The 19,680-nt window shown below is 41.2% G+C and carries 15 protein-coding genes; 3 read left to right on the top strand and 12 right to left on the bottom strand.

What is annotated here, in order from left to right; genetic code table 11:
• Positions 1-300 precede the first annotated feature (300 nt).
• The 3 genes from Q4574_RS20765 (at position 301) to Q4574_RS20755 (ending at position 2,438) form a co-directional block, all read left to right on the top strand.
• On the top strand, positions 301-492 hold the full coding sequence (locus Q4574_RS20765) for a hypothetical protein (RefSeq protein ID WP_303477441.1): 192 nt from the start codon (positions 301-303) through the stop codon (positions 490-492).
• A 237-nt stretch (positions 493-729) separates the two neighbouring features.
• Positions 730-1,230 (top strand): hypothetical protein, encoded by a 501-nt coding sequence (locus Q4574_RS20760; protein ID WP_303477438.1) that lies wholly within the window; start codon positions 730-732, stop codon positions 1,228-1,230.
• A gap of 209 nt (positions 1,231-1,439) precedes the next feature.
• Positions 1,440-2,438, top strand: coding sequence for a hypothetical protein (locus tag Q4574_RS20755; RefSeq protein ID WP_303477435.1), 999 nt, complete (start codon positions 1,440-1,442; stop codon positions 2,436-2,438).
• Positions 2,439-2,468: 30 nt separating this feature from the next.
• Here the strand turns inward: Q4574_RS20755 and rluF are convergent, their stop codons facing one another.
• The 12 genes from rluF to Q4574_RS20695 all read right to left on the bottom strand — a co-directional run bounded on the left by rluF (position 2,469) and on the right by Q4574_RS20695 (position 19,217).
• Complete coding sequence (gene rluF / locus Q4574_RS20750) at positions 2,469-3,221, bottom strand: 23S rRNA pseudouridine(2604) synthase RluF (protein ID WP_303477432.1); 753 nt, start codon at positions 3,219-3,221, stop codon at positions 2,469-2,471.
• 141 nt (positions 3,222-3,362) lie between these two features.
• Positions 3,363-5,336, bottom strand: a complete 1,974-nt coding sequence (locus Q4574_RS20745; protein ID WP_303477430.1) for a S9 family peptidase — start codon at positions 5,334-5,336, stop codon at positions 3,363-3,365.
• 296 nt (positions 5,337-5,632) lie between these two features.
• A complete protein-coding gene (fusA, locus tag Q4574_RS20740; RefSeq protein ID WP_303477427.1) occupies positions 5,633-7,717 on the bottom strand; it encodes an elongation factor G in 2,085 nt (694 codons plus the stop codon).
• A gap of 268 nt (positions 7,718-7,985) precedes the next feature.
• Positions 7,986-8,999 (bottom strand): GGDEF domain-containing protein, encoded by a 1,014-nt coding sequence (locus tag Q4574_RS20735; protein ID WP_303477424.1) that lies wholly within the window; start codon positions 8,997-8,999, stop codon positions 7,986-7,988.
• 45 nt (positions 9,000-9,044) lie between these two features.
• Positions 9,045-9,500: an NfeD family protein gene (locus tag Q4574_RS20730; protein WP_303477421.1), complete on the bottom strand. Its 456-nt coding sequence runs from the start codon at positions 9,498-9,500 to the stop codon at positions 9,045-9,047.
• A 2-nt stretch (positions 9,501-9,502) separates the two neighbouring features.
• A complete protein-coding gene (locus Q4574_RS20725; protein WP_303477418.1) occupies positions 9,503-10,441 on the bottom strand; it encodes an SPFH domain-containing protein in 939 nt (312 codons plus the stop codon).
• Positions 10,442-10,668: 227 nt separating this feature from the next.
• On the bottom strand, positions 10,669-14,025 hold the full coding sequence (locus tag Q4574_RS20720; protein ID WP_303477416.1) for an amidohydrolase family protein: 3,357 nt from the start codon (positions 14,023-14,025) through the stop codon (positions 10,669-10,671).
• A gap of 194 nt (positions 14,026-14,219) precedes the next feature.
• Positions 14,220-15,149 (bottom strand): RimK family alpha-L-glutamate ligase, encoded by a 930-nt coding sequence (locus tag Q4574_RS20715; protein ID WP_303477414.1) that lies wholly within the window; start codon positions 15,147-15,149, stop codon positions 14,220-14,222.
• Positions 15,150-15,259: 110 nt separating this feature from the next.
• Positions 15,260-15,445, bottom strand: coding sequence for a hypothetical protein (locus Q4574_RS20710; RefSeq protein WP_303477411.1), 186 nt, complete (start codon positions 15,443-15,445; stop codon positions 15,260-15,262).
• A gap of 107 nt (positions 15,446-15,552) precedes the next feature.
• A complete protein-coding gene (locus Q4574_RS20705) occupies positions 15,553-15,774 on the bottom strand; it encodes a response regulator transcription factor (protein ID WP_303477409.1) in 222 nt (73 codons plus the stop codon).
• 30 nt (positions 15,775-15,804) lie between these two features.
• On the bottom strand, positions 15,805-17,964 hold the full coding sequence (locus Q4574_RS20700) for a peptidase domain-containing ABC transporter (protein ID WP_303477406.1): 2,160 nt from the start codon (positions 17,962-17,964) through the stop codon (positions 15,805-15,807).
• Positions 17,964-19,217, bottom strand: a complete 1,254-nt coding sequence (locus Q4574_RS20695) for an HlyD family secretion protein (RefSeq protein WP_303477404.1) — start codon at positions 19,215-19,217, stop codon at positions 17,964-17,966. Before Q4574_RS20695 ends, Q4574_RS20700 begins: the two co-directional genes overlap by 1 nt.
• Between the last annotated feature and the right edge of the window lie 463 nt (positions 19,218-19,680).

The following is a 19,680-nucleotide window of genomic DNA, read 5'->3' as shown; positions in this document are numbered from 1 at the left end:
CAATCCGTGAAGGTGGCCGTACTGTTGGTGCAGGTGTTGTAGCTAAAATCATCGCTTAATCTCGATAATAGCTAAAATATTAAGAAAGCCGCTCCTAGAGCGGCTTTTTTGTTTTAGGCCTACAATTTTGTAGCATGGTCTTCAGGCCATGGAATGTTTCAAACACGTCACGGGGCTAAAGCACCCGCCTACAGGTTATGGAATGTTTCCAATGCGCTGCGGGGCTAAAGCCGTCGCCTACAGGTTATGGAATGTTTCCAATACGCTGCGGGGCTAAAGCCGCCGCCTACAGGCCATGGAATGTTTCCAATACGCTACGGGGCTAAAGCCGCCGCCTACAATTTTGTAGCATGGTCTTCAGGCCATGGAATATTACCATTTAGCGCGGGGCTAAAGCCGCCGCCTACAGGCCATGGAATGTTTCCAATGCGCTGCGGGGCTAAAGCCGCCGCCTACAGGTTATGGAATGTTTCCAATACGCTGCGGGGCTAAAGCCGCCGCCTACAGGCCATGGAATATTTCAAATGCGCTGCGGGGCTAAAGCACCCGCCTACAGGCCATGGAATGTTTCCAATACGCTGCGGGGCTAAAGCCGCCGCCTACAGGCCATGGAATGTTTCCAATGCGCTGCGGGGCTAAAGCCATTTTAACGGAATTTAGCAATAAGGGTACTTGACCAATTGTGCTGTCAGGATATAGCCTTTAGGTTTTGCCGCCACAAAACATAAAATGTCTAACTTTAATCGTTTGCTTGTTACCCTTGATATGCTCTTTGAAGACATTTTGGAAGAGTTGAACTCGCAAAAAATTCAGCAAAATCAGCGTATATCGACTAGATATTTGCAGCTAATTACTCAGTATTGGAAAACGTCTTTAAGTTTGGCTCAAAGTGCCACAGATTTCACCGAAAAAGGATTTTCTAACGCCATTGTCGAAAACGGTATTTGTGTGCATCTGCTGAATAAAAAAATGTTATTAATTCAAAATCGCCTTTTAGAATACGTAGTGGAGTATTACAACACTAGTATTCGTATTGAAAAGTTGCGTGACGTGGATTTTTCTGAAAATGCCGACAAACGTTTTGATTTACTGACCACTCGTGCCGTTAAATATAGATCTCAATATAAAGTGGTGGCAAAAGCGCTGAATCGTACTGAATATCAGAGGTTGATAGAAGGAATAGGATTGCCCCCATTTGATTGGAATTGGGAAACCGTTATATCACCTTAACTATTCAACTGTGGTTAAATTCACTACTTTTTCGCTAAGCGTATTAACTAGTCTAGCCTCTATGAACCATAGATTTATGTAAGTGGTTGAAAATACTGAGCTATCTTTAATGGTTCGCTTATTGCATTTGGTTCCCTTGTTGTAATCAAGACGTGGATTTATCCATTCATAAAGCGAACCAAACCAAGAATAACAATTGGAGCCATTCTATGTATAACGATGAAGACTTGAAACAAGCCGTGGAGGCCGGAATATTTACGGATGATTCGGTTTCACAGTTTAAAAGTTATGTTGCCAAAATTAAAAATACCTCACTTGCAGATGAAGAAAACTTTCGCTTAATTAGTGGTTTTAACGATATCTTTGTGGTGATCGCAAGCGGCTTACTTTTGGCATCAATTGGATTTCTTGGCTACCATGTATCGCCGTTGTTAGGGACCATTGGGGTAGCAATTGCTTCTTGGTTGTTATCTGAATTTTTTGTTTTGAAGCGACGCATGGCCTTACCAGCAATTATGTTGTTGTTAACATTTTTAGGTGGTGTCTTTGCTTCGCCGCTGGTGATTCAACAGCAACCGAATGAAATGGCATTTTTAATTGCTGGCGCTCTCAGTGCCGTCGCCGCTGTTTTGCATTGGCGACGTTTTCGCGTACCTATTACTGTTGCTGCAGGCGCTGCGGCAATTAGCAGCAGTATAATCGCACTGATATTGGTATTAATACCTAATGCTGTTACTTGGGTAAATCCTTTATTGTTGTGTGTAGGATTAGGCATTTTTGGGTTAGCCATGTATTGGGATGCATCTGATCGTAATCGTCAAACTCGTTCTTCTGATGTTGCGTTTTGGTTACATTTAGCTGCTGCGCCACTTATTGTGCACCCGATATTTACTTCTTTGGGGATCTTGCAAGGTGTAGGTGGCTTATCAATATCTTTACTGGTTCTTGGCCTCTACGTTTTACTGGCGACCATTTCAATTGCAGTGGATAGACGCGCTATTATGGTATCCGCATTGGTTTATGTCATTTATGCTTTTTCTACACTTTTAGAAACCTACGGAATGGTGAGCTATAGCTTTGCTATTACTGGTTTGTGTATTGGCGGTACATTATTGTTGTTATCTGCTTTTTGGCAAGTGAGCCGCAGCCAAATTTTAAAATTATTGCCTTTACCTGTTCAAGATCTTTTACCCGCTGCACACAGCTAATTCAATGAGATAACCCACAATAGTAAATTGCTATTGTGGGTGAATATTGGCAGTCTTTTGTGAGTTTCTTAAAGACTCATTTAAGGTCTGCATTTCATGAGGCGTTAAATTGCGCCATTGCCCGGGGTATAGCCGTGATAAATCAATGTGCATAATGCGTGTACGTTTTAGTTTGCTCACTTCATACCCCAAAAATTCACACATACGACGGATTTGTCTATTTAAGCCCTGGGTTAATATAATTTTAAATTTGTATTTTCCTAACGGACTTACTTTGCAAGGTTTGGTTACCGTGCCTAAAATTGGCACTCCAGAGGCCATGCGCTTCAAAAAACGCTCACTGATAGGCTGAGTGACAGTTACTTCATATTCTTTGTCGTGGGCGTTTTCAGCTCGTAATATCTTATTTACAATGTCGCCGTCACTGGTGAGTAGAATCAATCCTTCAGATGGTTTATCTAAACGGCCTATAGGAAAAATTCTTTGTTTGTGACCTATGGCATCAATGATGTTGCCTTTTACGTGCCTTTCCGTGGTACAAGTAATGCCGACAGGCTTATTGTAAGCAATATAAATGCGATCTGATTTGTTCGTCGGTGTAGCGCCAATTAATTTACGGTCAACTCTGACTTCATCACCATCAAAAACCTTGGTACCTAGCTCTGGTATTTTGTTATTTATGGTCACTCTGTTTTGTTCGATGAGTTTATCTGCCTCACGGCGAGAACATAAGCCGGTTTCACTGATGTATTTGTTGAGGCGTTTACCTTGGGCTATTGTCATAACAGATTAAATCAATTGGTGTCAGAAAAATATAGTGGGATAGTGTAAGGGTTTTGAAGTTAAACTGATATAGGAACTAGTACTGATTTAACCATAGGCAACGGCTTGCTGTTCAGCGCAAGTCGTTGCCAGTGTATGGGGTTATTTACCGATGTTCTGTTTGATAAATTTTTCAATCTCGCTGTACAATTGCTTACGGCCTGCTTCTTGAAAGATACCGTGCCCCGCTTTTTCAAAATTTATATAGGACACTTTTTTACCAACAGCTTCAAAGCTATTTAACATAGCATGGGCGTTCTTAACAGAGACAATAGAGTCTTTCTCACCGTGAATCAGCAAAACATTTGACTTGATTTTGTCTGCGTAATTTACGGGTGAAAACTCAGCTAACTCTCTTTTGTTAGTTCCTAGAACTTTTTCAAAATAACCTCTACCGCCGTGGCTTTTCATGTAAATACTGTCGGTATACGCATAATTTAAATCATAAATTCCCACGTAGCCTATGGTGCAGTTGAAAAGATCAGGTTCACGAACGCTAGCCATTAGTGCTGCATACCCGCCGTAGCTAGCACCATAAACACACATTTTATCGCCATCTACGTACCCTTGGTTCACGATATATTTGGTAGCGTCGGTGATGTCTTCTATCATTTTGCCACCCCATTGGCGATAACCGGCTCGTTCAAACTGTTTACCGTAGCCTCCGGAACCACGAAAATTAACTTGTAGCACGGCATATCCACGATTAGCTAAAAATTGCACTTCGCTATCGAATCCCCATCTTTCACTGACACCGTGTGGGCCACCGTGGATAACAACAACCATTGGTGGTTTTTCATTTTCTGCCAAATCATTTGGCATGGTCAAATAACCATGAATATCCATGTTGTCATCAGTCGTAAATTGGAAGCTCCGCATAGAAGCCATGTCGCGAGGGTCAAACCATGAGCGATTTGACCAAATAAAATCAGCTCCCATTTTCTCAGTGTCAAAAATATAATATTCCCCAGGGTTTACATCACTGGAAATATGCAACAACAACTTTTTACCATCCTGGGTCGCGCTGGTAATGTTTACTTTCTGCCCTGCAAAGGCTTCAACTAGCATCTTATGTAGTTTGGCGGTGTTATTCCCTTCAACGTAGTGGTATTGGGGTTTACCAGGAAAGGAAAAACCAACGACAGGCATATTGGTTAGAGGATCTTTATTGCTAAAAATGATATCGGCAGTCATATTATCAAACAGCGGGCTAAGTTTACCGTCCATTAGGTTTAATACGTAATAGGTATTTAAGTCTGCACTACCATAGCTACCTGTTAGAAAAATCTGTTTACTATCATTACTGGTATCAATAGGAATTAAATCTTTATTAACCCCATAGGCATCTTTAATTTCTTGCCAATCATCTTCATTATTTTTTCTAAATGCACCATGAGGTTCTAAGTCTTCATCGGTCCATTTCATAAATTTAATTTCGCCGTTTTTGTTGGCTATCGCTTGAGCGCCAGGATGGGGAAGTACTTCAACTTTGGTTTTACGGCCATTAAAAATATTTAACTTAGAAATAACTGAATGTTTTTTGCGCAAGTCATAAAGCTTATTGAACTCCAAAGTCCATGGATGCTCTAAAATTAAGATGTTCTTTTTGTCATTTTCCAATAAGCTGATAATTTCCGGCGTAGCATAACTTGCTTCTCGCTTTTTAGTTCTTGTATTGCGATCGCCATTGTCTCGGGCTCTATATCCATAAAGCATTTCCTGTTTGCTTCCGTCTACATTTATCGCAAATAATTCCCCAGTTGCCATTGGCGCATCATATTGCATACGTTTTTCAGCGAATTGATATACCACTCGCTCATCACTTACCCATTGGGCTGAATGAATGATGTCTCCTTCTTTCGGTCTAACGCCGCCAATAATTTTCATGTTTTTGGCATCTAAGAATATTAGACTTATTTCACCTTCATGATGGACCCGTGCAAGCAAATGTTTACCATCGGGAGAGATGGTCATATCTAAATAGTCACTGTGTTTAGAGAATTGTTCAATGGGCAGTTCGCTTGCTAGAACTGAGGAACAGAATAATAGCAACGAAAAAATTAAGCTGATTTTCATTTGGGCCTCCTTGGCTTCTTCCTTGATTATCGATCCGCAGATGGGAATCGATGCTCATTTCTCTATATTCTTTATCCATATGGATAACATCAGAGATTTATTCGACAGTAACGGAAAACATAAAGTTTGACAATTTTTTTACCCAAAACTGTCCTTATTCATTGGTTATTTGGCTAGTTTTTATTCGCTATTCATTGAACACGTCTGTCTGAATAAGCACACACTAAACCGATATTTAGAAAATAAAAAACCCGATTCTAAAATCGGGTTTTTGATTCGTTGGCTAAAAGTAAGAATTACTTCTTAGCGTTACGCTCTTTAGTTTCAGCGATAACTTTTTCAGCAACGTTATTTGGACAAGGCATGTAGTGGCTGAATTCCATTGAGAATTGACCACGGCCAGATGTCATTGTACGAAGTGAACCGATATAACCGAACATTTCAGAAAGTGGTACGTCAGCTTTAACGCGAACGCCTGTCACACCTGCTTCTTGGTCTTTAATCATACCGCGACGACGGTTAAGGTCACCAATTACGTCACCAACATGATCTTCAGGCGTGAATACGTCTACTTTCATGATTGGCTCAATAAGTTGAGGTCCAGCTTTAGGAATCGATTGACGGAAAGCACCTTTAGCTGCGATTTCGAACGCGATGGCAGATGAATCCACGGCGTGGAATCCACCGTCGTATAGTTCAACTTCAACATCCAACACAGGGAAGCCAGCAAGCACACCATTTTCCATCATGCCTTTAAAACCCTTCTCGATAGCCGGGAAGAATTCTTTAGGAACGTTACCACCAACAACCGTTGAAGTGAACTTGAATCCAGAACCTGGCTCTCCAGGGCGGATGCGGTAGTCGATTTTACCAAACTGACCAGAACCACCAGATTGCTTCTTATGGGTATAAGAATCTTCGATAGCTTGAGTAATAGTTTCACGATAAGCAACTTGAGGTTGACCAACTTCTAAGTCAACGCCATAGGTACGCTTAAGAATATCAACTTTGATATCCAAGTGAAGCTCACCCATCCCTCTAAGGATAGTCTCACCAGAATCTTCATCCGTTTCAACACGGAAAGATGGATCTTCAGCCACCATTTTACCAATAGCGATACCCATTTTCTCAGAACCACCTTTATCTTTAGGTGCAACAGAGATTGAGATTACCGGCTCTGGGAATACCATCGCTTCTAGCGTACAAGGGTGCTTAGGATCACATAATGTGTGACCAGTTTGCACGTTTTTCATACCTACGATAGCAATGATGTCACCAGCTTGTGCACTGCTTAACTCATTACGGTCGTCTGCTTGCATTTCAACCATACGGCCAACACGCTCAGTTTTACCTGTAAACGAGTTAAGAATGGTGTCGCCTTTATTCAATTTACCTGAGTAAATTCGAACGAAGGTTAAAGCACCAAATCTGTCATCCATAATTTTAAATGCTAGTGCACGTAATGGCTCGTCAACAGAAACTGTTGCTACTTCGCCTGTCTCAACACCTTCTTCATCAGTCAATGGTTGAGGATCAACTTCAGTTGGGCTAGGCAAGTAATCAACAACAGCATCTAGTACTAATTGCATACCTTTGTTTTTGAATGCTGAACCACAGTATGTTGGGAAGAAAGACATGTCACGTGTTCCTTTACGGATACAACGTTTAAGGTCTTCAATAGAAGGTTCTTCACCATCCATGTAAGCCATCATTAGGTCGTCGTCTTGCTCAACAGCCGTTTCCACTAACATTTCATGGTATTCGTTTACTTTATCAACCATGTCAGCAGGAACATCTTCAATTTTGTAATTTTCAGGAAGACCCGTGTCATCCCAGACGTAAGCTTGCTTAGTTAGAACATCTACGACACCAACAAAATCATCTTCGATTCCGATAGGTAATGTCATAACCAATGGGTTAGCAGCAAGTACTTTTTTCACTTGGCCAACAACACGGTAAAAATCAGCACCCATGCGGTCAAGTTTGTTCACGAAGATAATACGGGCTACTTCTGATTCGTTAGCATAACGCCAGTTAGTTTCTGATTGCGGCTCTACACCACCAGATCCACAGAATACACCGATTCCGCCATCTAGAACTTTCAGTGAACGATATACTTCAACTGTAAAGTCAACGTGTCCCGGAGTATCGATAACGTTAAAACGGTGATCTTTCCAAAAACAACTTACAGCAGCTGATTGGATAGTAATACCGCGCTCTGCTTCTTGTTCCATGAAATCTGTTGTTGATTCACCGTCATGTACTTCACCGGTTTTATGGATTTTACCGGTAAGTTTTAGTATACGTTCGGTGGTGGTAGTTTTCCCCGCGTCAACGTGGGCAAAAATACCTATATTTCTGTAATGAGATAAGTCTGACATTGGTCCACTCTGTGTCTAATAAAAAATTGCGCGGCATTATACAAAACTTTTCGCCAGGTTACATTGTTTCATTTGCTTTAAAAATCAGCAGCTTATAAATTAAACCTGGATTTTGCGAAAATAATCTTTAATTTCAGATAGTTATTTTCTAAAAATAAGGAAGTTTTTATCCGTTAAATATTTAAGATATTCGTGCTTTTGCTAATTTAAAGACGAAAATTGGCGGGAAAATACTAAATTAGTCATTTATCATGGAGCAAAAACCTAATTACCCCATGGGCATAACTCGGTTTCGACCGAGACGTTTTGCGTCATACATTAATTTGTCTGCTCTTTCGATAAAATGAGTTGAGTCTTCGTTTGTTTCGAGTTGCGCTACGCCGATAGAAACCGTGATATCCCCTAATGATTCTCCTGTTCGACGATCTTTTACGTTAATTTTTTCAATTTGACGTCGCATTACGTCGGCCATTTGTCGAGCCCGGGATTGCTCTAATCCAGGCATTATGACTGCAAACTCTTCTCCACCGTAGCGAAACGCTTGGGCTTGCTCTCTGCAACAACTTTGAATTTTTTTGGCCACGGCTTTTAAGACTAAATCACCCATCTGGTGACCGTAGTTGTCGTTAATCTTTTTGAAGTGGTCAATATCTATCAGCGCTAAACAGCATTTATCTAGTGTAAGCTTAGTATTAATTTCGGAGTCAAAGTAACGACGGTTGCATAGACCGGTTAAGGCATCATAAAGCGCTTCTTGTTGACTCGCTTGTAGTTGAGATTTGAGGCGTGCAATTTCTTTTTCAGCATTGGCAAGGGCGCCATTGAAGCTAATGGTGCTTTGCCTGATCACTTGGGATTCTTTGACCATATTACGCACCAAGCCTAACACTTCTTCTACTGTCCAGCCTTCTTTCTCAACTTTGCTTAAATCGTCAATGCAGTTGTCCATAAGTTCTTTGTAGTCTTGTGTTTCAGATTTGGTATCTTTAAGGGATTGCGAAAGTTCAATCATCATGCCTTCAAGAGACTGCCTTAATTCCCATACATTGACTTTTTCGTCAGATACAAAATTGCGGTACAGATCTTCAGCTTTTAGCTCTGAAATTGGAGAGTGACTTTCCACAGCCGCATCTAACTGTTCATTTAACTCTGGAGAATCATTGCTCACATAGGTATACCAAAGGGCATAATTAGTGGGAACAGCGGGGATTTTGTGTTTAACCAGCAAGGGAACGGTCTGTTTGAGGATAACAAATGATTGTTCAATATCTTTGGCTGACATACCTATCTCTCTTGCTAAGTTAAACTATTGCTAATTCCTAAGGGGTTATTCAACCGCCTCTACATAAAACAAACCGACTTCCGCTTTAGTAACTTTAACCATACTACCAGCAGAAATGGGCTGTGAACTTTTTAGCTTCCATTGAATTCCTGAATAATGATAGTACGGATTATTGTTGAGGGAGACATCTTCTTCTAACAAAAAACGATGCCCAATCAAATCACTTTGAGCTGGCTTTTTATCAACTTGTTGTTGAATACTCTTAAGGGGTTTCCACAATAAAGCTGCACTAATGGCGGTGAGAATGCCCACCGTCAGTGTTGCGCTCATTAATGTATCTGGAATAATGCCAGTATATATAAGCGCGCCAGCTAGCACAGACGCCACACCCACAAAAAACAATATGAAAGTTGCAAAACCTAAAATGGCAATTTCAATCGCTAGCATAACTAGACCAAGTACAATTAGGCTCTGTGCTAAATTGTCAGTAATTAACTCCATGGCTAGCTGCCTTTATTCATTGAGTTAATCACTGTCATAGCTTGGGCAACGACTGACGCAGGTTCAGTTGCGCCATCAGGAAGTAGAACAATAGACGACTCTTTGGCTATGGCTTGTTTTGCATCTATGGCTTTAGTTGCCAAATCTAATTGAATGGCTTTTTGCCCTTCAACTGTATTGGCTTCCACACCAACTTTCCGAAGTGCTTCAGCTTGCGCTTCTGCAACAGCAACTATGGCCTTAGCTTCCCCCTCGGCTTGTAAAACTTGCTCTTCTTTATCGGCTTCTGCCGCTAATACTACGGATGCTTTGTTACCTTCTGCTCGGTTGATTGCAGCTTGTCTGTCGCCTTCCGATTCTAAAATCTGTGCTCGTTTTACACGCTCAGCTTTCATTTGTGCTTCCATCGCTTCCATCACTGATTGGGGAGGCACAATGTCTTTAATTTCGTAACGAAGCACTTGAATGCCCCAAGGACCGGCGGCATCGTTAATCGCTGCAACTATATTGGTGTTGAGCATATCTCGTTCTTCAAAGGTTTTATCCAACTCCATCTTACCCAATTCTGACCGCATAGTGGTTTGCGCTAATTGCGTGACGGCAAAAACGTAGTTATCAACTCCATATGTAGCTTTATAGGGGTCCATTACACGAAAGTACAGGACGCCATCCACGGATAAAGAGATATTATCTTTAGTAATTGCGCTTTGTTCGGGAACGTCTACTGCTTGTTCTTTTAAAGAACGGTCGGCGGCAACGTTATCAATAAAGGGAATAATGAAGTTCAATCCTGCTTCTTTTGTTGATTGAAATTTACCAAAGCGTTCTACTAAAAAAGCACGGTTTTGTGGTACAAATTTAATAGATGATTTGATAAGAACAATCACAAAGATCAGTAAGGCGGTTTGAACGGTAAAGATATAGTCAAATAATAAATCCATGTGCTAATACTCCTAAATTACTTCTTTTAGCTAGATTGAACTGAAACCCTTAGTTGTTTTATCCCACTATTTGCGAAACTAAGCAAATAAACAGAATCAACTTTAACGTCAAGTTTAATATAAATTACTCAGGTTATGTATTTACGAGTGCAATTCATTACACAAGTTCATAGCAGGCTTAAAGTAAAAGGGCGCTTTACGCGCCCTAATGTGTTCAACATATTCACTCAGTGCTGGTGCACCCAATTATGTTGTTTGGCTTTTTCGTGGACTCTAATTTGAGTTTCTTTAGGCATAAAGCTTTGGTTATCTTGTTCAAAGAAGAATGCTTGTCGCTTTTGTTTGCTATTCACTTCGTTCATGCTTGCAGCTTCATAGATACGTCCATTAATTACGGTGTAATCAACATACTCACTGCGCCTAAGGTCGCTTAAAACGTCGCCGTCAATGATAACCAGGTCTGCTAGTTTACCTACTTCGATACTACCAATTTGCTTATCCATGCCTAAATGCTTCGCGCCATCTATGGTGCCACCTCTCAGGGCTTCCCAAGGCGTAAACCCACCTTGTTGCATGGACCAAAGTTCCCAATGGGCGGCTAAACCTTCCCTTTGACCATGGCCACCAATGTGAATACTCACACCTTTATCTCTGAGCTCTTTTGCATAAGATGCAACGTCGAAATGGTTGTATTGATTATCTGGTGCTGTGGGGCGACGAATCGAACGACGGTCGATAATATAAGATGGTGTATAACGCATCAAACGTGGATTCTTCCATACTTCAGTGCGGTCGTACCAATACTCTTCTCCCATTAACCCACCATAGGAAACGATAAAGGTAGGGGTATATCCAGACTTTGTTGCAGACCATAATTTGGTTAGATCATTGTAACCTTTGGCAATAGGAAGGGAATGTTCCAAACCAGTATGACCATCTACTACCATAGTGATGTTTTGTTGCAATTTACCACCACCTTCAGGCACCACCATCATTTCTAACTCTTTTGCAGCGGCTAATACTTGCTGACGTTGATCACGACGGGGTTGATTGTAGCTTTTAACCGATATAGCACCCACATCTTTCAAGCGTTGCAAGTGATACTTGGCATCCGCAAGGTTATTAATAATCGCCTTGTAACCGAGGGCCTCTGCACCATATAAAATCGTACCTGTGGAATAGATACGAGGTGCGACAATTTTACCTGCTTTTTGTAACTCCGAGGCAGAAAAAATCTCGGTAGTGTCATTGGATGGATCGTGAATTGTGGTTACACCAAATGCTAGGTTTGAGTATTGACTCCAATTTTGTTGAGGAATAATTTCGTTACTCCCTTGTGAGCCATGGGCATGGGTATCGATCAAGCCTGGGATAATGGTTTTTCCGTTAGCATCGATCACCAAGGCTGAACTAGGAACTTCAATATCAGCAGCTTTTCCCACTGCCTCAATTTTATTATTGTTGATGAGTATAACGGCATTTTCAATGACTTCCTGCTGATTATCTGCATCACGCATAGTAACTACAGTGCCACCCACAATAGCTTTGTAACCATCGGGCTTATCAGCTTTTTGACTGAATGACAGATTAATTCCTTCACTAACAGGTTCGGGCAATGTTGCTGGTGCATTGGGCATAAAATCGAAAGCATCTTTCAATTCTCGCTCGAAATAGTAAGGGCCGTGATACCACGATAGAGTCTTATTGTCTGGCGACCAAGTAAGGTACTCACCTGCTCGGCTAGACACTTGTTTAAGCGGTGTAGCTGTGCTTGAAGGACCAATATTTTGGCGTTTACCCATTTGTTTAAACGGAGCGATATAGGCATTGTATTGATGAACGAAGGCAATCCATTTTCCATCATGGGATAATCGGTATTCACTCACTTTGTCGGCGCCATACAAATGTTCACGTTTATCTTCGCCATGTAAATCAACGCTCACTAGTTGGGTTTCAGTGTATGCCGTGCCGCCAACAACCGTGGTAAAGTAAACGCGCTCATTTGAGCCTGCAAAGTGCGGCGCAACACCATTTTTAGATATACGCGTGTGGGTTTTCTCATCTAAATTCGTCACGTAAAGCCCTGGCTCAACGGACCACTTCGGAGAAAGTAAATAGCCTCCGGTGGTTTTGCGATAAGTCAGCAATTCTCCATCGAGGGAAAAACTTGGCTCAACATAATGTCCCGGGTTTTTTGAAACAACTTTGCCTCTTCCGCCACGCGCAGAAACCACTCTTATGCTACCTAGATCTTGATCATTCCAAGTGGTGTAAACGATTTTTTTGCCATCATTTGAATAACGGGGGAAATATTCATCATGGTCATTTTGTTTTGTTAGGCGCTTCACTTTGCCTGATTTCAAGTCTTTGACATATAACTTACCCAAAGCTTGATAAAGAATTGATTTCCCGTTGGGAGACTTTTGTGCCCAGCGAATCATTTTTACATCGAATGTATCTGGTGCCACATCCACATCAAAACGCAGTGCATCTGCATATTGTGCTGTGGTGGACAAGGATACTGGAATATCTTCAATTTCGAGGCTATTCACGTTGAGTTTATGAAACTTACCGCCAGTCCAAAAAACAATATTTTCAGAATCAGGTGTCCAATCGAAATAGGCGAAATACCCTTCACTACCGAAACCTTCTTGCATATCGCGCTCAAGGGCTTGATACAAAACTCTTTCACTGCCGTCAGCTAAATTTTTGACGAACAAAGCAGTTCTGTTTTTGATGCGGCGAACAAAGGCTAATTGTTTACCGTCAGGGGAGGGAGTAGGTACAATTGCACCACCTGTGCCACTGACAAATCGTTCTTCATCGCCACTTTCTAGATCGTAACGGGTGATAGCAAAAACTGATTTTAACGGATCTCGGTTATAGCTAAATGTTGAGCCACCGGTAATATCTTGGGTGAAGTATACGTACTTACCATCAGGTGAAAATGCTGGATCAGCAATGTTCTTTTGGTCTTTTTTGCCATTCACTCTGGCTTTAATTTGAATGCCATCGCCACCAGAATAGTGATACATCCAAATTTCCCCAGCGGGAATACTACGGCTCGACATTATTCCTTTGGTTGCAAGAATATACTGTCCGTCTGGACTCCACTTGGGGGAGTGCATTATGTTATTTTTTTCTTTGGTGATTTGGTTTAGTTCGCCACTTTCTATGTCCATCATCCAAATGTTGGACAAGCCATCTCGGTCTGAGCTAAACGCGATTTTTTTGCCATCAGGACTAAAAGCAGGTTGGATATTCCAAGCAAAATCTTGAGTCAATGCTTTGGCTTTCCCGCCTTGACTATCAACAATGAAAATATTTCCTAGGGTATCAAACACCATGTGTTTGCCATCTGGAGAGATATCTAAACTAGACCAAGTCACTTCGTCCGTTTCAATATCAATTGAAGACAACTCGAATGGGGGATTTGTTACATCCCAATCTTGCTTTTCAGCTGAAGGCGAGTCAGTTTCCGCCTCTGTTGGATCTGCTTGCGCTGCAAACGTGTGTGCAGAAAACAATAGTGAAAGGCTCAATAGTAATTTACTTACCTTAATGCCTTTGTTTAGTGTATTCATTGAGAATTCCTGTCATTTTATTATCAGTTGATAATTGCGTTAAAGACTATAACGCTCATACCATGTCCTGTTTAGCCGCCAACACTATACACTTTAGATTGAATGACGAAAACGTTTCAGAAATTGTATACAGACTCCTATTTGTATGGATAAAGATACACTTTATTTTAAGCGCTTACTTCACCTTGTCTAATTTAACCAACGTTTGAAAAATATCTTGGCTGAATGAGTGCTTGAACTAGCATGTCTGTAATTGGGTAGCCGGTAAGTTGTTCAAAGTGGATAAACATCGGGCTGGGATTTGCTTCTAAAAAATAATAGTTACCTTGGTTGTCACGACGCCAGTCTATGGCTGTCCAATGCATATTAAACCCTTGAGTCAAACGCTTGGCTAAGTTAACAATTTTCGCAGGTGTTTTGGTGGGAACGTGGACAGGGTTTGATTGCAGTCTAAAATCAACCTCGTCACTGATTATCTCGGCACTAAAAACCTCAGAACCAATGACATAAGTGCGTATGTTTGTTCCTTCAATATATTTTTGAATGGTGACTGGAGCATAACGCAGGACTTTTTGCAGGTGTGCCGAGTTAAGCTGTTTCTCATCTATCAAGGTGGCATGTGAGCCGCCATACACAGGTTTGAATAACAATTTTTTATACTGCTTTGCGAAGGCAAGGATATCTTCGGTTTCGTTACCAATATAAGTTTGTGGGATGAGTGCACCTATGGTTGCTGCTTTATGTAATTGTCGTGGTTTCACTTTGTGGGAGTCAAACACCTGCCAGGAATTGATCCAACGGATACTGCTTTCATCGAAAAAAGTTCGCAGGGCGCTAGAGCTATCACTCATGGCAATTTGATACAACGAGGGATTTGTCTCTGTCCCTAAACTGGGAGGACCGACACTACTCCAAAATACACTGTTGATTTGTTCAAATTTGTAAAACGTTGAGTTTAACCTTAAACCACCTTTCGCCAGCATTGGGTTCCAACTAATGCTGTGACAGGACGGATAAAGAGACGTGTCAAACAACGCAGCTTCTATCCCTAATTGATGGCATGCTTGCAACATATGTAATGCGTGACAGTCTTGACTGGCACCTAAAATAATAACAACCGACATAACACGTCCTGTAGTTTTATCGAAGTTAAAGGTTTAGAAATAGTGAACCACCTGAGTGGTAGTTCACTACGGGTTTTTAGTTCTTTATGAATCTATGAACTAATCATTCCCTAGAACCAATTACCAAAACTGCCACCTTCCTCACCAATGGCCATGGTCGTCTCCATGGGAGGTTTGATTTTAGGCCGGATAGTGGGTGTTTTTTCCGAGGGCAGTCGATTCGACAGTGAACCTGCAGCCACTTCCTCGGTAGATAAATTAGTAAGTTCCTTTTTCGTATTGAATGGATGTTCCATTTCATTCTCCTTGTAATATTTACTTTGGTTAGATGCCGTACTTCATTGTACTGACATTATGAGTATGGCTAAAATACTCAAAAAGTTAACTGTACCAGGGTACAGTTTTAAGCTGTTTCATAGGCATTGGGAAATAATGTCCGCAGCATTTTTCGATTATTTATCGCTAATTTTCTAAAAATGTTAGTGCAGTGAAATTTCACCGTCCGCTCACTAATAAATAGCTGTTCAGCAATGGAACGGTTACTTAAACCTTCACGCACTTTGTTGGCGACCTGGGCCTCACGTTTAGATAGTTTGTTTTGGTAGAACTCCAACATATTTTCCATGGTATTTTTCCTTAAATAGTAGGTTGATGTTTACGGCTGTTTTATCGACGAGGTCACATCGCTTAACTGTCCAGCCTCCAAGCTCAACACCTTGTCGGCACTGGCAATGGTTTGGGGACGGTGAGCGATGATCACGCGTGTGATCGATAACTGTTTAATATGATTATTGATGGCCATTTCGTTGTTTACATCTAAATGGCTGGTGGCCTCATCTAAAAATAAAATACGAGGTTTTTTGTAAAGGGCTCTGGCTAAAATAATCCGTTGTTTTTGACCGCCACTCAAATTCGCACCCATATCGCCAACTAGGGTGTTGTATTGCATACTGGTTTTGGTGATATCGTCATGGATGCAAGCTAAGTGAGCGCAATAGACCACCTTTTGCATATCTATATTGGTTGAGAGACAGGCGATATTTTCTGCAATTGAGCCAGTTAAAAGCACATCATCTTGCATTACCGCAGCAATGCTTTGGCGGTAGTCTTTTAGGTTACAGAGCGCGGTGCCATCGACTAAAACGTGCCCCGCTGTGGGTTGCAACAATCCCATCATGCATTTCATTAATGTGCTCTTTCCGCTGCCGCTGGCACCAATGATTGCGATGGTAGAACCGGCTTCAAAATGGTGACTGATATTTTGTAACACGGGGGCATCCAACTGACTGTATGAAAATGCCAAATTCTGTAATCTAATTTCCCCTTGTATCTTGTCTTGTTCAGATATTGGGCTGGATAGGCAAGGGTTTTTGAACTCTTTTAGCATTGGATCTTTTGGGGTATAAACGACATCTGCAAGTCGTTCACAATGAAGCTCTAACATTCGGAATTCAATCCACTTTTCGATGAGATTATCCATTGAATTAATAAAACGAGCTTTGTAACTCACAAACGCAAATAACATTCCCACACTTAACATGTTGTTCGTAACAGCCAATGCTGCAAAATAAATAACCAGAATATTTTCTAGTCCAAACAGTATTTTATTGGCAGTTTCAAAACCTATTCTCCAGCGTTGAAGACGTATCTCTTTATTCATTGCTTCAGCGAGTTTGTTTTGCCACTGGCTTTGTCTATCTGTCTCCTTTTCAAACAGCTTTATGGTTTGGATAGCGCGTACAGACTCCATAAAGTGACTATTTTCTTTTGCTGAAGAGACAATGCTCTCTTCAGTTAAGCGTCTTAATGGTTTATAAAAAAGGTAACGTAACAATGCATAGAGAAATACAATGGCTAAAACAATAAAGGTCAATTTTTGGTCATATAAAAACATCACCCAAAGGGTAAAAATAGCCATCAAACCATCAACAAACACCGTAACAAAACCAGTCGTTAAAAGTTCTCGAATACTTTGCAATGAACCAAATCGTGAAACAACATCCCCCATATGACGTTTGCTAAAATAGTTAAGGGGTAGACGAATAAGGTGGGTAAAAACATTTGCTGCCATCTGTATATTTAGGCGGCTTGAAAGGTTCAATATCACAGTTTGACGAATATATGAGGTGGCAGTATCTATCAATAACAGTAGCCCGAAGCCAAACGCTAGAACCGTGAGTAAGTTCAGATCTGAACGCAAGATGACGTCATCTATCACCGTTTGCATGTAGTAAGGTTGAATTAGGGCAAAAACCTGAATAAATAGTGAAAGCACCAGAATAATCACCAAACTGCGCTTCAACCCTGTAATTCGATTCCAAAAATGGCTTAAGGATAACTTTCGCTTTTGTTTGCCCTTTTCAAATGCGGGAGTTGGAGTGAGTTCCAAAGCTATACCGGTGAATAGTTTGTCAACTTCGGCCAACTCTAATACCCGCTCTCCTACGGCAGGATCGTGGATATAGATTTTATGTTTTGTGACTTTTTTTAACACTACAAAGTGTTTCAACTCCCAATGCAATATGCAGGGAGTTTGCAGTTCAGCTAACTGTTCTATTTCAAGGCGCAAAGCCCGCGGGGATAATTCCATTTGACCCGCAATTTGCATAATCTGTTTAAGGGTTGCGCCGTGGGCTGAAATGGAGAAACGGCTACGTATACTAGTTAAATCAATTTCATATCCATAAAATCCGCTGATCATCGCTAGGCATGCTAAACCACATTCAGAGGCTTCAGTTTGCAAAATACATGGCAAAGAATGCTTTGTATTGAAGTTAAGCAGACGTTCGGGGCGGGCAAAAGTCATGCTGTTCATTAAATTCTACCCCGCAAACTTAATAGAGGCTCAAATATCCATTCTAATAAACTGCGTTCACCTAATTGCACGTCAGCAGACAAGGTCATCCCTGATTTTAGGTTGAGTTGCTTTCCATAGGCAGAAACGAACTGGGAGTCGAGGGTGGCATGCACTAAGTATACGGGCTCTTGAATACTCACCGGGGCATTGTGCACTTCATTGGGTAAAATTACTGCGTCAGAAACGCTGGTAATCTTTCCTAGATATAATCCAAACTTTTGATATGGAAAAGCGTCGTAGCGAATTTGAATTGGCTGGCCTTGTTGAACAAATCCTATTGCTTTAACTGGCACTAGTAGCTTTGCTTCAATCTGACTTTTTTGCGGCACTATTGAGAGCAGCGGCGTATTTTGATTCGTTTGTTGACCTATTTGAGCCAGCAGGTTCGATACTATTCCATCACGAGACGCCTTTAATACATGTCGACTTTGACCGTTTAACTGGGCAATCTTTAGAGCGAGATCACTGAGCTTAGATTTCAGCTGATTAGTTTGGTTTAACTGATTCTGGGGGAGGGTTAATAATTGATTTTCGGTTGTGGTAATTTCATTATTTAAGTTTATTTTTTCTCGCTGTAAGCCTTGCTGCTGATTTTGCAATGCCAGCTTTTGTTCTAAAACTTGTTCTAAATCGGCTTTGGAGATATGTCCTGACTGTCCCATGGACTGATAATTTTGATAGCGGGAAGCCACTAATGAATAGCGTTTTTGTAGAGTTTGAATCTGCGCGTCAAGTCGAATGATGTCTTGTCCCATAGAGACTAACTTTGATTGGGTGTTTTCTATATTTATATCATTGACTATTTCAGCTCGTTTTAGTTGAGCCATTAGTAGTTGCTGCTGATTCTTATATTCCGCGAGTAATGTTGTTTGCAAACTCGACCCGCTACTTAATGTGCGATCTCCCTCAATCACCGCCAAAGCTTGTCCTTCTGAGACGATTTGCCCTTCTGTTATTAAGACTTGCTCTATCCGGCCAGAAGACGTTTCTGGGAATACTTTGACTACGCCACTGGGCGGTTCCAACCAACCGCCTACACTTTCTTTTCTAGCGTATTGACTGCTCACGAGCCATGCAAAAGCGGCGACAATCCACGCACTCAAAAACAGGCTTACGAAAACATGGGAAGCACTAGGGATAAGCAAAATTTCACCGTGAAGCCTATTCTTCTGGTGATCAATTGCACTTTGCCTAAATAGAGATTCTTGCATACTCTTTCCCTTTCTTGTGTGACGCTTTTTATCTAGCTAGTTTGAACACTCTTTTGGTTTGTCATTCCTAGTCGTGTAAGAAATATCCGTCCCTGGATTTACTGCTCCTGTTTGCAAAAAATACATGCTGACGATGCCTGAAGCGTGATAGTTATCATCTCGGACAAAACAAAGTCCTAGGCTTTGTTTAGTTGTCTACATAGTGCTTTCTTGCGTTGGCTTCCTTACCACTTAGGGTTTCTCAACCTTCTTCCTTGATGCCTCCTTGCTATCCTGACTGTGAGCCTTCCTGGCTACAATCCGATTTAGCACTTGGCGTTCCTTGCGTTAACGTTCCTTCGTTAGTCCTTAGTTGACCCATTCCGTTTGAGCCAATGTCATTTTCCGTAATGACGACTTAAGAATAAAAAAGAAATGAATAAATGCGTTGTAAATTTAGGGCGAAAAAATACACATATGGGAC

The sequence above is a fragment of the Aliiglaciecola sp. 3_MG-2023 genome (assembly GCF_030548205.1).
GTDB lineage: Bacteria > Pseudomonadota > Gammaproteobacteria > Enterobacterales > Alteromonadaceae > Aliiglaciecola.
The sequence above is the reverse complement of the archived record's forward strand: the minus strand, read 5'-3'. Positions and strand labels throughout refer to the sequence as shown.

Excerpts from the sequence above, each read along its gene's own strand:
- Q4574_RS20715 (WP_303477414.1), bottom strand. The coding sequence starts at position 15,149 with ATGTCGGTTGTTATTATTTTAGGTGCCAGTCAAGACTGTCACGCATTA.
- Q4574_RS20765 (WP_303477441.1), top strand. The coding sequence starts at position 301 with ATGTTTCCAATACGCTACGGGGCTAAAGCCGCCGCCTACAATTTTGTA.
- Q4574_RS20720 (WP_303477416.1), bottom strand. The coding sequence starts at position 14,025 with ATGAATACACTAAACAAAGGCATTAAGGTAAGTAAATTACTATTGAGC.
- Q4574_RS20710 (WP_303477411.1), bottom strand. The coding sequence starts at position 15,445 with ATGGAACATCCATTCAATACGAAAAAGGAACTTACTAATTTATCTACC.
- Q4574_RS20700 (WP_303477406.1), bottom strand. The coding sequence starts at position 17,964 with ATGAACAGCATGACTTTTGCCCGCCCCGAACGTCTGCTTAACTTCAAT.
- rluF (WP_303477432.1), bottom strand. The coding sequence starts at position 3,221 with ATGACAATAGCCCAAGGTAAACGCCTCAACAAATACATCAGTGAAACC.
- Q4574_RS20735 (WP_303477424.1), bottom strand. The coding sequence starts at position 8,999 with ATGTCAGCCAAAGATATTGAACAATCATTTGTTATCCTCAAACAGACC.
- Q4574_RS20705 (WP_303477409.1), bottom strand. The coding sequence starts at position 15,774 with ATGGAAAATATGTTGGAGTTCTACCAAAACAAACTATCTAAACGTGAG.
- Q4574_RS20760 (WP_303477438.1), top strand. The coding sequence starts at position 730 with ATGTCTAACTTTAATCGTTTGCTTGTTACCCTTGATATGCTCTTTGAA.
- Q4574_RS20755 (WP_303477435.1), top strand. The coding sequence starts at position 1,440 with ATGTATAACGATGAAGACTTGAAACAAGCCGTGGAGGCCGGAATATTT.
- Q4574_RS20725 (WP_303477418.1), bottom strand. The coding sequence starts at position 10,441 with ATGGATTTATTATTTGACTATATCTTTACCGTTCAAACCGCCTTACTG.
- fusA (WP_303477427.1), bottom strand. The coding sequence starts at position 7,717 with ATGTCAGACTTATCTCATTACAGAAATATAGGTATTTTTGCCCACGTT.
- Q4574_RS20745 (WP_303477430.1), bottom strand. The coding sequence starts at position 5,336 with ATGAAAATCAGCTTAATTTTTTCGTTGCTATTATTCTGTTCCTCAGTT.
- Q4574_RS20730 (WP_303477421.1), bottom strand. The coding sequence starts at position 9,500 with ATGGAGTTAATTACTGACAATTTAGCACAGAGCCTAATTGTACTTGGT.
- Q4574_RS20695 (WP_303477404.1), bottom strand. The coding sequence starts at position 19,217 with ATGCAAGAATCTCTATTTAGGCAAAGTGCAATTGATCACCAGAAGAAT.